A 15,110-nucleotide genomic window follows, 5' to 3' on the forward strand; every position below is an offset into this window, starting at 1 on the left:
CGCCGCCAACACGGGGGAATGAACAACATCAACTGACGCAGTGGGGGTCACTTTTCACCCGTCGGATGCGGCTCACAATTCAAGCGTCGCCGACATCGGCGGTTCTAGTGCTCCCGTCTCGCCTCCGCATGGTGCCCATCGCTGCCCCTCCCCTTGTCTGTTTCCCTCAGCTCTGGAGGCTCCTTGCGCAGAATCAGGTCCGTTCTGATTGCTGCCGTGACGACGGCGACCTGCTTGGTCGCCGTGGTCCCACGCGGTACAGGCGGCCAGTCCATCCCCCCAGACCGTCCCCCGGCTCACCGCCTGGACATCTGCCGGCGGAACCCCGGCAATCCCTTCCCGGTGCACGTGTCGTTGTGGACAGTGCAGCTGCGGTTCAGTGAGCCTTCTCAGCGGTGATTCTGCAGGTGAGGATGGCTCCGGCGATTGACGTGCGTTTGTTGGGGCTGGCGGGCGCTTTGCGGAGGATGCGCCAGGTCTTGATGCGGGCGATGGCTCTCTCGACGGGCGACCGGAACTGGGAGTGGGCTCGGTGACGGACTTCTGTTCGGTGGTGAACTCCTTCCCCGGCTTTCGGCGGTAAGGAACAGCCGCGATGTCACCGGCTCCCTGATAGGACTTGTCGGCCAGAACGGGGATGCCGAGCCGGATGCATGTGGCGATGATCCGGTGCCGGCGTACAGCGGTCAGGTCGTGAAGGCGACCCGGCAAGGCGGGCGAGAGCCACACCAGCTTTCCGTCCGGGGCAGTGGTGAACTGCAAGGTTCTCCGTGGCGTCGGTGTTTTCCCGAGCAGTCGGCCCGGCTGTCGCCGTCCCGGTCGCACTCGGCGAAGGTCCCGTCGAGCAGGACGTAGCGGGCATTGGCGGCTCTCAGGGCCGCGGTCAAACCCGGTGCCTGGCCGATCAGGAGCGCGATCACTGCGTAGGCGTAGCTGTGGGCAGTGATCGCGCTGATCCCGAACCTTGCCGCGATCTGGGCGAGGGTGTGTCGTTCTTCTTCAAGTACGCCAGCGCGGCCAGGGCGCGCCCGGAAGGTGGCAGCTTGCACCTGCGGTCGCCCTTCCGGGTGACGATCAGCATCGTGACGCACGATAGGGAATAAACGGAGCCCCAAGTCTGAAGAGTTGAGCTTAGAGACCTTGCTCAACAGCCTTGGGGCTTCGCCCGTTTCCCCCTCCGCCACCTCATGACCCGAACGGAGATGTTCAGTGGACCGCGCCTCCTGACCAGCCAGGGATCACTCGACAGAAACTGGATCAGGTCGGCAACAAGTTTGAGCTTGTTCCGCTTTGACGGACACCATTGGTGTGGTGGTCAGGCTGCGAGTGCGGTCTCGTATTCGGCGGGACTGCGATAGCCGAGGCTGCTGTGCAGACGGTGCAAGTTGTACCAGCCCTCGATGAAATCGAAGATCGCGGTGCGGGCGGCGGCCCGGCTGGGCCAGGAGATGGCGTCGAGCAGCTCCCTCTTGATGGTGGCGAAGAACGACTCGGCGAGTGCGTTGTCCCAGCACTGTCCGGTGCGGCCGACCGACAGGCGCACCCCCAACTGGCGTGCCAGTGCAGCGAATTGCTGGCTGGTGTACTGGCCGGGTTCAACCAGTCGTAGCAACACTCCTGATCAGAGAGGTGTGTTGTGGGACGACCAGCGGGTTGGATGGCGGAGTTGACGGGTCGGTCACCGATGAAGTCGCCGGGGCGGCCCTCGACGCGACGCGAGATCGAGCGGCTGTTCTGGGGCGAGATCGCCAAGGGGCTGACCAGTGAGGATGCGGCGGTCGCTGTCGGAGCCGCGCCAGCGGTGGGAACGCGGTGGTTCCGGCACGCTGGCGGGATGCCGCAGATCAACCTGACCGTCTCGGGCCGCTATCTCTCGTTCGCGGAACGGGAGGAGATCGCTCTGCTGCGCGTGCAGGGCGCCGGGATACGGGACATCGCCGGACGGCTGGGCCGGTCACCGTCGACGATCTCCCGGGAGCTGCGGCGCAACGCAGCCACCCGCGGCGGCAGACTCGAGTACCGGGCGTCGGTCGCGCAGTGGAAGGCAGACCTGGTGGCAGGGCGCCCCAAGGAGGCCAAACTGGCCGCGAACGAGCGACTGCGGGAGTATGTCCAGGACCGCTTGCTGGGCGTGATCCGAGCCCCGGACGGGAGGGCGCTTCCCGGTCCGCAGGTGCCCGAGTGGAAGGGACGCAACAAGCCGCATCGCAATGATCGTCGGTGGGCGAATGCCTGGAGCCCGGAGCAGATCTCCGCCCGACTGAAGATCGATTTTCCTGAGGACGAGTCCATGCGGATCAGCCACGAAGCGATCTACCAGGCCCTTTACGTCGAGAGCCGCGGCGGCCTCAAGCGTGAGCTCGTGGCCTGCCTGCGCACCGGCCGCGCGCTGCGTGTTCCACGGGCGAGGAGCCGGAACAAGCCGGGCGGTCACGTCACCGCGGAAGTGTTGATCAGCCAGCGGCCCGCGGAAGCTACCGACCGTGCGGTGCCCGGCCACTGGGAAGGTGACCTGATCATCGGGCTGAACCGGTCGGCGGTCGGCACGCTCGTGGAGCGCACTACTCGTTACACGATGCTGGTTCACCTGCCACGGGCCGAGGGCTACGGCACAATCCCGCGCACCAAGAACGGGCCTGCACTGGCCGGCTACGGCGCCGTGGCCATGAAGGACGCCCTGGCCACCACGATGGCCACCTTGCCCGACCAGCTTCGCCGATCACTGACCTGGGACCGCGGGAAGGAACTCTCCGCTCACGCCCAGCTCACGGTCGAGACTGGACTGCCGGTCTACTTCGCGGACCCGCACTCGCCCTGGCAGCGCGCCACGAACGAGAACACCAACGGGCTGCTACGTCGGTATTTTACCAAGGGTACCGACTTGTCCCGATGGGACGCCGACGAGCTGACCGCCATCGCCGCGGTCCTCAACTCCCGCCCCCGCAAAACCCTCGGTTGGAAGACACCCGCGGAGACCCTCCACGAACATCTACAATCAGCGCAGCCCAGCGTTGCTACGACTGGTTGAACCCGGCCTGACAGCCGCGGTCCGAGTGAAAGATCACCGGCCGAGTGGGACGGCGCTTCCGACAGGCGGCGGTGAGGGCATCGGCGACCAGATCGGTCCGCAGGTGATCGGCGGTGGCCCAGCCGACCACGCGACGGGAGGTGATGTCGATGACGGTGGCCAGATAGAGCCAGCCCTCCTCCGTGGCGATGTAGGTGATGTCGCCGCACCAGCGGGCATCCAGGCCGGCGGGGTCGGGCTGGAAGTCCCGGACGACGAGATCGGGCCGCAGGGCAGCTCGTGGATCGGGGATCGTCGTCGGGTGCCGTCGTCTGCGGTGTCGGCCCTGCAGGCCGGCAGCCCGCATCAGCCGCGCGACACGTCGGCGGCCAGATCCGGCGCCTGCCCGCTTGAGCACGGCATGGACGCGCGGGGCGCCGTAGGTTCCCCGCGATCTTGTGTGGACGTCGGCGACTTGTTCCGCCAGCTCGGCGTCACGGACCGCGCGGGGACCAGGCTTGGCAGCGCGGCGGGCGTAGAAGGCGGTCCGGGAGACCTTCAGCAGCTCACACGCTCGTTTGAGGCTGTGACCTGCACGCTTCTCCGCCTCGATGAACGGGTGCACCGTCACCGGGTCTCCTTTGCGAAGAAAGTCGTCTTAGATTCAACCGGTCAAGGCTACCCCCACGGGTGGGTGACGACCTCGTTCATGATCAACCTCACAACCTGCGAGCACTCGCTGCCTCCAAGTAAGTCCTCGCCTACTGTCCTGAGTCAGAGGTTTGTCGTTGGTCTGGTATGAGTCGTTCTGGACCGAAGATTCCGCCGGTTGTTCTGACTGATGCCGAGCGGGACATGTTGCTGTCGTGGGTGCGTCGTCGTTCGAGTGCTCAGTCGTTGGTGTTGCGTTCGCGGATCGTGTTGGAGTGCGCCGAGGGTCATGCGATCGCGGAGGTGGCCCGACGGTTACAGGTCACGACGGACACGGTCCGCACATGGCGCCGGCGCTTTCTGGAACGCCGTCTGGATGGTCTGTGTGACGATCCGCGCCCTGGTGTTCCACGGAAGATCACCGACGCGGATGTGGAGCGTGTGATCGTCAAGACCCTGGAGGAGAGACCCAGGAACGCCACGCACTGGTCGACCCGGTCGATGGCCGCGGCCACCGGCATGTCGCAGTCGGCGATCTCGCGGATCTGGCGGGCTTTCGCCCTGCAACCGCACCGCGCCGAGACCTTCAAGCTGTCCAAGGATCCGCTGTTCGTGGACAAGGTACGCGACGTGGTCGGGCTGTATCTCGATCCGCCCGAGCGGGCGTTGGTGCTGTGTGTGGACGAGAAGTCACAGATCCAGGCGCTGGACCGGTCACAGCCGGTTCTGCCGATGATGCCCACCACACTCTTCGCGGCCCTGGACACCGCTACGGGCAAAGTGATCGGCTCACTTCATCGCAGGCATCGTGCGGTGGAGTTCAAGAAGTTCCTGACCAAGCTCGACCGTGAAGTGCCGGCCGACCTTGATGTCCACCTGATCCTGGACAACGACGTCACGCACAAGGTCCCGGCCGTGAAGAAGTGGCTGTTGGCGCACCCTCGGTTCCACCTGCACTTCACACCGACCGGATCCTCGTGGCTCAACCTCGTCGAGAGGTGGTTCGCCGAACTCACCAACAAGAAACTCCGCCGTGGTGTCCACCGCTCCGTCCAGGCACTCGAGCGTGACATCCGGGCCTGGCTCGCCGACTGGAACGACCAGCCAAGGCACTTCGTATGGACCAAAACCGCAGACGAGATCCTCGACAGAGTCGCAACATACTGCCGACGAATCTCTGACTCAGGACAGTAGATGTTACTCGATGGTCCAGCGTTGGAGGGGGGAGTTGGCATCCGGTTGCTGCGTTACAGCAGCTCCGTCAGCTGCGGAGGATGTGGACAGCAGCAGCCCGCTCTTGACGGAAGCGATGATGTGTCCCCCGCCGGGTAGGGGAGTCACCCTCCAGCGCTGGTTGGAGTTCCCTGTACAGGTCCACTGGATGACGGCCGCACCAGGTGCAGCGGAGCCGGCATCGACGTCGGCACAAAGTCCGGAGGCCCTGTTCACCAAGGTGTAGGACTTGTCGCTCTGCTGCTTCAGATCCCATTTCTGGTTGCTGCCGCCGTGCGGGGCCCAGGTGATGAGCTTGGTGCCATCAGTCTTGGAGCTGGCGGGATTGTCCAACGCCTTCCCACTGACAGTGAGGGTGCGCACGCCATCCAGGCTGCTGGCGACGCTGGGCCAGGGGACGCTCGCGTCGGCGTAGTAGCGGATACCGGATGCCGTCCAGCGCGGCCCTTGGGCCGCCAGCCGTTGGCTGAAGCTGTTCCAGTCGTGGGTGGACTGGGGCGACCAACCGATCTCGGCGATGGCGGGCAGGCGGGGGAAGCTCATGAAGTCGGCGTAGACGGACGGGGCGGGAAACTGATCGGTTGAGGTCGGCAGTTGGGTGCTGCCGGAGTAGGCGCGGTCGGCCCAAAGGGCCGCCTCGACGCCGGCGATCTTGTCGGAGGGCACAACTGGGGCGCTTCCGTCAGGCTTGGAAGTAGCGGTCGTCGGATCCCAGTCGTACGCCTTCCGTACGGAGACGTAGCCGTCCCAGCTAAGCCCGTACGGGGTCGTCGAGTCGTACTTCATGTCGAGGTAGGCCCGGTTGCTGGGGGACATGACGAAGCGGGCGCCTTGGGAGACCGCGTTGCGGGCGAAGCGGATGCTCTCGCTCTCGTTCGCAGTGCCTATGGAAGCGCGGTCGCTGTCGGTGCCCCAGTACTGCATCAGGCTGTTGGCCGGGATGGCGGCCTGGCCGAGCTGGTGCCAGCCCATCACGGTCTTGCCTGCGCGCGCTGTCGCCTGAGTGGCGGCCGAGACGTAGGCGGAGTACTCGGAGGAGGTGGCCTGTGGGGTCTCGTCTCCGCCGAGGTGGACGTAGGGGCCTGGAGTGAGTGCTGCCACGGCTGTGATCACGGTGTTGAGGAAGGTAGTGACATCCGATACGTGCTGCGCGTCTTTGAGGCAGTAGAGGCTGATGCCGATTCCGAAGCCGGAGTAGGGCGGCACCGTCTTGTTGTCACAGTTGAGGTTGGGTACCGAGGCCATGGCCGCTTTGGTGTGGCCGGGGCCGTCGATCTCGGGCACGACGGTGATGAAGCGGGATTTCGCGTAGGCCACCAGATCGCGATACTGGTCCGCCGTGTAGTACCAGGAGGTCCCGCCGGTGAAGCCGCTCTGCGTGCTTGCACCGATCTTGGTCAGGTTGGGTATCGCGTCGATAGCGATGCGCCAGCCCTGATCGTCGGTCAGGTGCAGGTGAAGAGTGTTGATCTTGTATGCGGCAGCCTGATCGATGTACCGCTTGATCTCGGCCGGAGAGTAGAAGCGGCGTGCGACATCCAACATGACGCCGCGGTAGGAGTACCGGGGCTCGTCGGAGACCTGGACCGGGGCGACGGTCCACGGTCCGGGCTTGAGGCTAGGCGATTCCACGGCGGCCGGCAGCAACTGCCGAAGCGTTTGTACGCCACGGAACAGCCCCTGGGCACCGTGTGAAGTAAGTACAACGCCGCCACTGTTCGAGGACAGCGTGTACCCTTCTGTGCCCAGCCCGGCAGGGCCGTCAGGCTCCAGGACGATGGCCTGGCTCTGTGCCTGTGCGGGGCTGGTCACCGCCAGGGTGTAGCCGGTGGCGGGGGCCAAGAGCCCTGCTAGATATGTGCCCACACCCCGCGAGTCTGCGTCCGTAGACATCACGTTGATTGGCGTCTGGGGGGTGAGCGTGAAGCCTGATCCTTCCACGCCGGTTTCGGACTTGGGCTGCGGCACGATGAGCGTCGTAGAGACCGCTGTGGGACGTGCGTCCAGCTGTAGGGGCCCTCCTTGCTGTTGTAGGCCTGAGGACAGTATTGAACCAGCGAGCGTGGTTGCAATGAGGGTGGCGAGGCCGCGGCGTCGCCACGGAAGGACACGCATCAGTGACTCCTTCAACAGGTGGCTTTGATGGGTCTGCGCTGTCAGGGACCGGTGGGGTGAAGATCGAAAGCACGATCAGGAATCACGGAGCCAGCAGTGCAGAACCATAGAGAGTTCGCGCGCAGATCTGCGCTACATGCCAATGGCGCAGAACCGAACAGACGGTGGCAGTCTGGAGGGTCGTTGGTCAAGACCGCGGTCTCTCAACCAGTGCGCGACTTTCTCGATCGCCATTGACGTTGACCAGGGCCGCTTTTCGCGGTCCGATATCCAGATGATTCGCCCGGCGGGCAGCCGGGGTGACTCCTGCGCCTATCTATCGCCCAATTAATTCTGGGATTCCGTGTGGGCGCAGGTTCGGTGACTCCTGGCTATTGACTAGCGTGAGGTACTCAGGGCGTGCGGCCTCCGAGTCGAGAGAGGGCGAGATCCTTGAAACGTCTTCCGATGGGTTTGAGGCGCGCGCCCGCAGGTCTTTACCAATCTGCATCTTGACGGGGAGTTCTCCCAGGTCTCAACTTAACGAACGGCTCGTAAAGAAGCCGTTTCTCGCGAGGAGCCCCCCCATGAGACATCACCCCTTTTGGGCTGCCATCAGCGCGGTCACCGCTCTCGTAGTGACCGGTTCTAGCTTCGTCCCGTCCGCTGTCGCTGCACCTGCCACCGCACCGTCCGCAGCAGATGCCGTAACAGTGGCGTCACCCGCCGCGCAGTCGGCCCTCACTCGCCTGCTTCCTGCACATCACGGGCAGTTCACCCTGTCACAGGTGACCTCGCCAGCAAGTGGTGATTACTTCACCGTGTCCGGGACCGCCGGCGCCATCCGTATCGAGGGCACCACCCCGGCAGTGATCCTTGGCGGCGTCAACCACTATCTCAAGCACACGGCCAAGGTGGACATCGGGTGGCCGGGGACGAGTACGTCGAAACTGCCCGCCACCCTGCCAGCGCCGTCCGCCCCCGTCCGCAAAGATGCGACAGTGCCACACCGGTTCGCCCTCAACGACACCGACGACGGGTACTCGGGCCCCTATCGGAACTGGGCGGATTTCGAAAAGCAGATTGACCTACTCGCCCTCCACGGCGTGAACGAGGTCTTCGTTCAAATGGGGGCGGAAGCTGCCTACTACGACGCGTTCCAGGAGTTCGGCTACTCCTCAGCCGAGCTGGAGGAGTGGATACCGGGCCCGGCACACCAGCCCTGGTGGCTGATGCAGAACATGTACGCGTTCGCCGGTCCCGTGAGCAAGGAGCTGATCGACAAGCGTGCCGCGCTCGGCCGCAAGATTGTCGACCGGCTGAACGAACTGGGCATGAAGCCGGTGCTGCCCGGCTACTACGGAACCGTCCCCCCGAACTTCACCACTAAGAACCCCTCCGCCAAGGTCGTGCCCCAGGGCAGTTGGGTTGGATTCGCCCGCCCCGACTGGCTTGATCCGCGCAACGCGATGTTTTCCCAAGTCGCCGAGGCGTTCTACCGTCACCAGAAGACCCGGTTCGGTAGCGCCACGATGTTCAAGATGGACCTGCTGCACGAGGGCGGCCAGTCGGGAGATGTGCCTGTAGGCGACGCGGCCAAGTCGGTCATGACCCAGCTTCAGGCCGCGCGTCCTGGAGCGACCTGGGTGCTCATCGGCTGGCTGGACAACCCCCAGACCGCCATTCTCGACGCGGTCGACAAGAGCAAGCTGTTCATTGTGGACGGCCTGTCTGACCGTTACAGCGCTGGCCCTACCGTCGACCGTGAAGTGTCATGGAAGGGGACCCCGTACGCGTTTGGCACGATCAACAACTTCGGCGGCCACACCTCCCTGGGAGCCAACACAGGGGTCTGGCTCGACCGGTTCGAGAAGGCCCGCACCAAGTCCGGTAGTGCGTTGAAGGGCATCGCCTATCTACCCGAGGGTACGGGTACGAACCCAGCTGCCTTCGAGCTGTTCACCGAACTGGCGTGGACTGCCGGACCAGTCGACCAGGAGAAGTGGTTCGCCGACTACGCCACTCAGCGCTATGGAGGGTACGATCCACATGCTGCCAAGGCATGGGATCTGCTGCGTGCCGGGCCGTACAGCCTACCCGCAGGTGTGTGGAGCGAGCCCCAGGACAGCCTTTTCACCGCACGGCCGGATCTCGCCGCCACCACCGCTGCGCGCTGGAGCCCAGAATTCATGCGCTACGACGCCGCGACGGTCCAGCAAGCCCTTGCCGAACTTCTGCAGGTCGCGCCTGCTCTGCGGAACAGTGACGCCTATCGCTTCGACCTGGTTGACGTCGCCCGCCAAGCACTGTCCAACCGGAGCCGAAGTCTGCTGCCGCAAATCAAGGCCGCCTACGGCAGCAAGGATTTGATCGCCTTCCGAAGCCGCGCCAGGGAGTGGAAGGATGACATGGCGCTTCTGGACCGGCTACTGTCCACCGACACTCGCTTCCTGCTCGGGCCTTGGCTCGAGGATGCCAAGGCATGGGGCGCCACGGACGCGGCGAAGACCAAACTGGAGTTTGACGCCCGCTCGATTCTCACCACCTGGGGTCACCGCTCCGGCAGTGAGGCCGGCTACTTGCGCGACTACGCCAACCGTGAATGGTCGGGCCTCGTCTCCGGGTTCTACGCCAAGCGGTGGGCGAAGTACCTCGACAGTCTTGACGTCGCCCTGAGCTCCGGAGCAGCACCCGCGTCGATTGACTGGTTCGCCAGCGACGACGACTGGAACCGGCAGCGAGACGTATACGCCACTACGGCGGCTGGCGATTCTTATGACCAGGCGGCCGCCGTACTCGCCGCGTTGCCGCCCGTCGGACGTACTCTCACCGGCGTGGGGGGCAAGTGTGTCGACGTCACCAACGGCAGCACGATAGACGGCACGGCCCTGCAGCTGTACACCTGCAACGGCACGGCGGCTCAGAGCTGGTCGTTGTCCTCCGACGGCTCAGCCAAGGCGCTCGGCAAGTGCATGGACGCCCGCAACGGCGCCACTGCCAACGGAACCGTCGTTCAGCTGTATGTCTGCAACGGCACCGTGGCCCAGCAGTGGATCCATCGCGACGACAGGACGTTGCAAAACGTCAAGTCCGGCCGGTGTCTCGATGCTGAAGCCGGCTCCACCGCCAACGGCACCCGCTTGTTGCTCTGGGACTGCCACTCAGGGACGAACCAGAAGTGGACGCACGGAAGCTGAGCGTGACGCGCCTCAGTGTGGGCTTGAGCATCCGAATGGTGTGACACCCGTCAAGACCAACGGATGTGGAGCAGTGATGTATTGGGTGGGCGACCCTCGGACCTCCCGGACGGGAGATCCGAGGGCGACATCAGGAACGTGCGGCCTGCCGCTTGCGGCGCGTTATGAAGCGGTGAGAAGCCCTCGGTGTGTGTCTCGGCTCCGCCAGCCTGCCCCGTACCGCGTCAGCGAGGAGTGCACGAACTGTTTCGCTTGCGCAGGCGCGGTTGGCTCCGATTCCGCCCGAGGGTCCGCGTTTGATCCACCCCGCTACGTACGTGCCCGCGTGGCCGGCGACGCGGCCTGCGTCGTGAGGGATGGTGTGCGTGCTCCCGTCGAACGGCAGCCCGTTGACGGGTTGTCCTCGATACCCGACGGCCCGAAGAATCATGTTCGCGGGGATGATTGCTTCCCTGCCACCGCTCGCGACCCGCACCCCGCGGACCACCGAGTGGCCCATGATCTCGCGCGGTTCCGAGTAGAAGCGAAACACGATGCGCCTCCCCGCCACCGGCGCACGGTTCCAGTCCACGGCTTTACGACGGGCGCCGCGTAGCATCCAGGCTTTGTCGCCCGGACCGGCCCTGTCGATCGCTATGCCGATACGTGGGTCATGGTCGTCGACGACGAGCTCCACACCGGGGAGGTGGGCAAGGGCGAGTAGCTCAGAGCGGGCGTACGCTGCGTTCCCGGGATCGCTGCGACCGAGGACGACCACTTCACGTACCGCCGACCGGCGCAGCGAGTCCAAGGAGTGGGCGGCGATGCCGGTGCCGGTCAGCGTGTCGGGGTCGGAGACGAGGATCCGGGCGACATCGAGGGCGACGTTCCCGTTGCCGATGACGACCACGCGCTCGGGGAGAGGCCCAATCGAGGCCGGCGCCAGTTCTGGATGGTCGTTGTACCAGGCGACGAAGGTCGCGGCGGAGACGCATCCCACGAGGTTTTCGCCCTTGATACCGAGTAGGCGGTCGTCGGAGGCGCCGACCGCGTAGATGACGGCGTGATGGTGCTCCGCGAGCGCTTGAACGCTGATGTCGGTGCCAACGTGTAGTCCTAGATGCATTCTCGTACGGGGGTGGGCGTGGAGCCGGGCGAAGGTTTCGCTCACCCCATTCTTGGTCGCCGGGTGATCTGGGGCCACGCCGTATCTCGCGAGACCGCCTGGCGCTGGCAATCGGTCGATCAGCGTCACTTTGGCGTTCGTGCGCAGCAGCAAGTCCTGAGCCGCGTACATGCCCGCTGGCCCAGTACCGACGATCGCCACGCGCAAGGGGGCGGAACCGGACGGTACGTCGCGCGGGAACGAGGGCGCGCTCCAGGGATGGAGGTTCGGAGCCTGTGCAACCGGCGCGGGCTTCGAACCCTCGAAGTATGCGGCGTTGCTCCTGGCATACTGCCGCAACGGCAAGGAGAGCTCGTCGACCGGGTAAATAGCGTCCACCGGGCAGGCGTCGGCGCATGCACCGCAGTCGATGCAGGACTGTGGGTCTATGTGCAGCATCTCGGTGCTGCCGAAGGCTTGCTCTTCGGGAGTTGGGTGGATGCAGTTGACTGGGCAGACCGCTACGCAGCTGGCATCGTTGCAGCAGGTCTGGGTGATGGCGTAGGTCATGGTGTCAGCGGTCCCCTCTGCAGGCCGGTCAGATGAGGTTGGCGCGCTTGTAGAAGATCAGCGACGTTTTGGTGAGGAGACCTGTCGAGGCCAGGAAGTCCATGAGGCGGCCGCAACCGGAGCGCATCATCGCCTTGTGCCGCTGATTCTTCCGCGCCTCTGTCAGGGCGCGCCGGGGGTCGAGCCCGGCATTCGTGTACACTGCAGGGCTGACCATGCTGGTGACAATGAAGTAGGACGCAGCCGCGATGGAGACGGCGCTGATCTGCCGGCGTAGCCACCCCACGTGCTGAAGGCGCCTACGCAACTCGTCGCGTGCGAATTTCATGTGCCGCGACTCTTCGACAACGTGGATGTTGTTGATTGTCCTGACGAACGGGGCGACCCGCTCATCGCGCATCCAGTCGCGCTGCATCACGTCGAGGACTTCTTCGGCGACCAGGATGGCCGCGTATGCCGTCTCCCCGAAGGCCAGGGCCTTGAACGCCCGTCCGAGCTCGACCACATACCGGGGAGGCCGGTACGCGGGAGCGCCGAGCTTTTCAACCCCTCGGGCGAACATGATCGAGTGACGGCACTCCTCGGCGATTTCGTTGAGCGCCCATTGGAACCTGGCATCCGTTGGGTCCTGAGCGTAGATGTCCCGCAGTATCATTTGCTGGAGGATCATTTCGAACCAGATACCGGTGCTTGCCACCGAGGCCGCTTCCTGGCGTGTCAGCTCCTTGCGCTGCGCCTCGCTCAACTGCTCCCAGTACTCAGTGCCGAACAGGGTGCTCCATTCGGGACTGGCGCCGTGGAAGGCCCTGTCCAGAGGTGTGTCCCAGTCCACTTCGGATTCCGGATCGTACGAGAGCTTCGCGGCCGATGCGAGGAGCCTCTGGGCGACTACGGATTCGTCGGTCGGCGCCTCGCTCTCCGGCGGGGCGGTGTTGCGGGGCATGATGGGCCTCCTTGGTCGGGCGCTTTCCGGTTAGTACGAAAGCGCAGCGGTGTCAGCGCGAAGGCCTGAGCCTCTCGGCGTCTGTTGACGGACCGTATAGCAGGCTCAGTGAAAGGCCTACCCGCGAGTAGCTATGAACTGGAAGTTCGTACCAACGGATAGATGGCGACGCTTAGGTTGTCGCCAGAGCGCGGCGAGAAGTCCGCGGGAAAGCTTGATCGAGACAGGACATCCGGGCAAGCGGCAACGACGGCCCGGTCCTGGGACCTGGCCGCCGTAGGTGCACACCGCTGAGCTTGCCGCAGCTACCGCACACGTCGTCACCACCGCATGTCGTCCTCCGTCAGGTTGTCACCTCGAAGGAGTAGAGGGAGTAGCCGTATGTGGTGCCGCGGGTGATGCCTTGCATGCGGATGTGGCGGGCGGTGGTGGTGGTGGTGGGGAAGGTGAGTGTGTCGGTGACGGGTCCGGTCAGGCCGCGGCGTTGGGCGAAGGTGCGCCATGTGGTGCGAGGTGCCCCACGAGTGGCTCTTCCCCCGTGTCGCCGCGGCCGTCCACCACGCGGGCGCGGGCACCACCGCCGCCACCCTACGCGCCGGCATTCCCAGCGTGCCCATCCCCGTCATGCTGGATCAGCCCTTCTGGGCCGGCCGACACACAGCCTTGAACTGCGCCCCCGACGCCATCCCCCTCGCCGACCTGACGGCGGACCGGCTCGCTCACGCGATGGCCGCGATCGCCGAAAGCCCTCACTACCGAAGCAGTGCACAGCGCCTGCGGTCACTTCTCGTCGCCGAGGACGGCGCCGCGGCCGTCGTCGAGCGGACGGCTATTGCAACCCGCTCCGCATAGTCCCTACCGGTCGCCAGGCGTCGTGCCGTCGGAGACACGAGCAGTCGGTATTGAGGAATCGCATCTTGGATCGTGGTCCGCGGCACGAAAGAGCAGAGCGGCGGGTTGCCAGTGCCCGGCGGGTGAGAGTCTTGCGCGAGAACCTGCGTTCCATGTTCCCCGGGTTGAGCGGCAGGGACCTTGACCACCTGACCGGTGCTAAGCACAGGACGCGTGTGGGCTCGGGCTACCGAGTTCTTCCGGCCCTCCTCCAGTGAGTCCCTGATAGGTGCCAGCAGAATCGCCATCGCCCATCCCGAAAGGCTCACAAGCACGCAAGGGGCGGTGGTCGTGACAGCACACATGGCCTGCCCCATCCTGGCCGCCTACTGGATCGCCGAGAATTACGGACCCGTATCCCTCATCTCCTCCACCAACCTCCGCCACCCCAAAATGCGCTTCTACTACTCAAGAAGAGCCCGCCAAGTCCAATTCTCCGACGGCAGCGATCTCAGCCAGATCGCCGTTCTGCGGGAACGGCTCGCACGGAACGAGTATGTCCTGGCGATGCCGGATACACAGACACCTTCATATGGTGGTATCGAAGTGCAGTTCTTCGGCCACCGGACACGGATGCTGGCCGGACCCGCCCTCCTCGCCCTACGGGCATCGGTACCCTTGATCCCCATGACCCTCTGGTACGACAACTCGCCCGTCATGAAAGGCGAGCTGCACTCGCAGGTGCATGCATACGGGCCTGGCAGCATCCGCGAAAGAGCAACTCAGGCCATACAGGAGGCCGCAACGGTCTTCGAAAAGGCGATCACCCAGCACCCCGAAAGCTGGGCATTGTTCAAGCCCTTGTGGCCCGAAGCGGAATCGGTATCCGAATGAAGGGCCACCGCCGCCCGCCCGGCTCTGTTCCTTCGGAGGGAGGAGCAGCGTCATCACTACCGAGACGGCCCGCGTCGGGCGCGTACAGGTAGACCAGTCCCTGGGGCGCCGAAGGGCGCCGTTTCCTGGTCGGCTACCTCCTCTCTTACGTCCTGGGGTACGTCGTCGTCGCCTTGTGCCACTGGCGCACGGGGCCGGCCGGCCGGAGCTGGGCCCGTGGAAAGCGCGGCTGCACCTGACCGCCCTGTGCCTCGCACCGGTCCTCTCCAGCACGCTCGCGCCGCTCTTCGAGCGCTTCATGGGACTCGACGGCTGGACGGCCCTGTCGGCAGGGGCCCGCCATCGATTGCGGGCTACTGGCGTTCACGGCGACCGCGGTGGCCAGCGTGCGCCTCGTCCTGAGCCGGCCACCGGTCGGCAGCGGCCGACCCGCCGAGGGCGGCAGGACTCCGGTCGCGTCCCAGCTCTCCTGCCCCCCTCGCCGAGCCCCGGGCTCCCCTGCCGGAGAGCGGGAAGGGCTCCTGTCGCCCGTAGAGTTGCCGGAGAGGAGCCCCCGCCGGAACGTACAGTTGCGGCGGGGGGGGCGCGCCAAACGCCCCGGCGGGG

Annotated in this window: 10 protein-coding genes and 1 pseudogene; 5 read left to right on the forward strand and 6 right to left on the reverse strand. The window is 65.3% G+C overall.

Annotated elements, in window-relative coordinates:
* Positions 1-376: 376 nt before the first annotated feature.
* Together ACWGH0_RS33340 and ACWGH0_RS33345 are read right to left on the reverse strand one after the other, a co-directional pair.
* Positions 377-1,081 (reverse strand): annotated as a pseudogene (locus ACWGH0_RS33340) (transposase family protein).
* A gap of 234 nt (positions 1,082-1,315) precedes the next feature.
* Complete coding sequence (locus ACWGH0_RS33345; RefSeq protein WP_453408014.1) at positions 1,316-1,612, reverse strand: transposase; 297 nt, start codon at positions 1,610-1,612, stop codon at positions 1,316-1,318.
* A 45-nt stretch (positions 1,613-1,657) separates the two neighbouring features.
* Here ACWGH0_RS33345 and ACWGH0_RS33350 point away from each other — a divergent pair, with 45 nt between their 5' ends.
* Positions 1,658-3,028 (forward strand): IS30 family transposase, encoded by a 1,371-nt coding sequence (locus ACWGH0_RS33350; RefSeq protein WP_453408015.1) that lies wholly within the window; start codon positions 1,658-1,660, stop codon positions 3,026-3,028.
* On the opposite strand, the gene ACWGH0_RS33355 is transcribed toward ACWGH0_RS33350, so the two are convergent.
* Positions 3,015-3,638 carry an IS3 family transposase gene (locus ACWGH0_RS33355; RefSeq protein ID WP_453408016.1) on the reverse strand — a complete coding sequence of 208 codons (624 nt, stop codon included), beginning with the start codon at positions 3,636-3,638 and terminating at the stop codon, positions 3,015-3,017. The genes ACWGH0_RS33350 and ACWGH0_RS33355 overlap by 14 nt on opposite strands.
* Before the next feature lie 167 nt (positions 3,639-3,805).
* Here ACWGH0_RS33355 and ACWGH0_RS33360 point away from each other — a divergent pair, with 167 nt between their 5' ends.
* Positions 3,806-4,852: an IS630 family transposase gene (locus ACWGH0_RS33360; protein ID WP_453408017.1), complete on the forward strand. Its 1,047-nt coding sequence runs from the start codon at positions 3,806-3,808 to the stop codon at positions 4,850-4,852.
* A 3-nt stretch (positions 4,853-4,855) separates the two neighbouring features.
* Here ACWGH0_RS33360 and ACWGH0_RS33365 read toward each other — a convergent pair whose 3' ends face one another.
* Positions 4,856-6,859, reverse strand: a complete 2,004-nt coding sequence (locus ACWGH0_RS33365) for a family 20 glycosylhydrolase (protein WP_453408018.1) — start codon at positions 6,857-6,859, stop codon at positions 4,856-4,858.
* A 713-nt stretch (positions 6,860-7,572) separates the two neighbouring features.
* Here ACWGH0_RS33365 and ACWGH0_RS33370 point away from each other — a divergent pair.
* Positions 7,573-10,182, forward strand: coding sequence for an alpha-N-acetylglucosaminidase (locus tag ACWGH0_RS33370; RefSeq protein ID WP_453408019.1), 2,610 nt, complete (start codon positions 7,573-7,575; stop codon positions 10,180-10,182).
* A 130-nt stretch (positions 10,183-10,312) separates the two neighbouring features.
* Here ACWGH0_RS33370 and ACWGH0_RS33375 read toward each other — a convergent pair whose 3' ends face one another.
* Together ACWGH0_RS33375 and ACWGH0_RS33380 are read right to left on the reverse strand one after the other, a co-directional pair.
* Positions 10,313-11,836, reverse strand: coding sequence for an FAD-dependent oxidoreductase (locus ACWGH0_RS33375; protein WP_453408020.1), 1,524 nt, complete (start codon positions 11,834-11,836; stop codon positions 10,313-10,315).
* A 28-nt stretch (positions 11,837-11,864) separates the two neighbouring features.
* On the reverse strand, positions 11,865-12,779 hold the full coding sequence (locus ACWGH0_RS33380; protein WP_453408021.1) for an AurF N-oxygenase family protein: 915 nt from the start codon (positions 12,777-12,779) through the stop codon (positions 11,865-11,867).
* A gap of 501 nt (positions 12,780-13,280) precedes the next feature.
* Here ACWGH0_RS33380 and ACWGH0_RS33385 point away from each other — a divergent pair.
* Together ACWGH0_RS33385 and ACWGH0_RS33390 are read left to right on the forward strand one after the other, a co-directional pair.
* Positions 13,281-13,631, forward strand: a complete 351-nt coding sequence (locus ACWGH0_RS33385; protein ID WP_453408022.1) for a glycosyltransferase — start codon at positions 13,281-13,283, stop codon at positions 13,629-13,631.
* Positions 13,632-13,844: 213 nt separating this feature from the next.
* Positions 13,845-14,504, forward strand: coding sequence for an LpxL/LpxP family acyltransferase (locus tag ACWGH0_RS33390; RefSeq protein WP_453408023.1), 660 nt, complete (start codon positions 13,845-13,847; stop codon positions 14,502-14,504).
* The last annotated feature ends 606 nt before the right edge of the window (positions 14,505-15,110 follow it).

The organism is Streptomyces sp. NPDC054887 (assembly GCF_053610585.1).

Coding starts and splice junctions, on each gene's coding strand:
- ACWGH0_RS33350 (WP_453408015.1), top strand. CDS start 1,658: ATGGCGGAGTTGACGGGTCGGTCACCGATGAAGTCGCCGGGGCGGCCC.
- ACWGH0_RS33360 (WP_453408017.1), top strand. CDS start 3,806: ATGAGTCGTTCTGGACCGAAGATTCCGCCGGTTGTTCTGACTGATGCC.
- ACWGH0_RS33370 (WP_453408019.1), top strand. CDS start 7,573: ATGAGACATCACCCCTTTTGGGCTGCCATCAGCGCGGTCACCGCTCTC.
- ACWGH0_RS33375 (WP_453408020.1), bottom strand. CDS start 11,836: ATGACCTACGCCATCACCCAGACCTGCTGCAACGATGCCAGCTGCGTA.
- ACWGH0_RS33380 (WP_453408021.1), bottom strand. CDS start 12,779: ATGCCCCGCAACACCGCCCCGCCGGAGAGCGAGGCGCCGACCGACGAA.
- ACWGH0_RS33385 (WP_453408022.1), top strand. CDS start 13,281: ATGTGGTGCGAGGTGCCCCACGAGTGGCTCTTCCCCCGTGTCGCCGCG.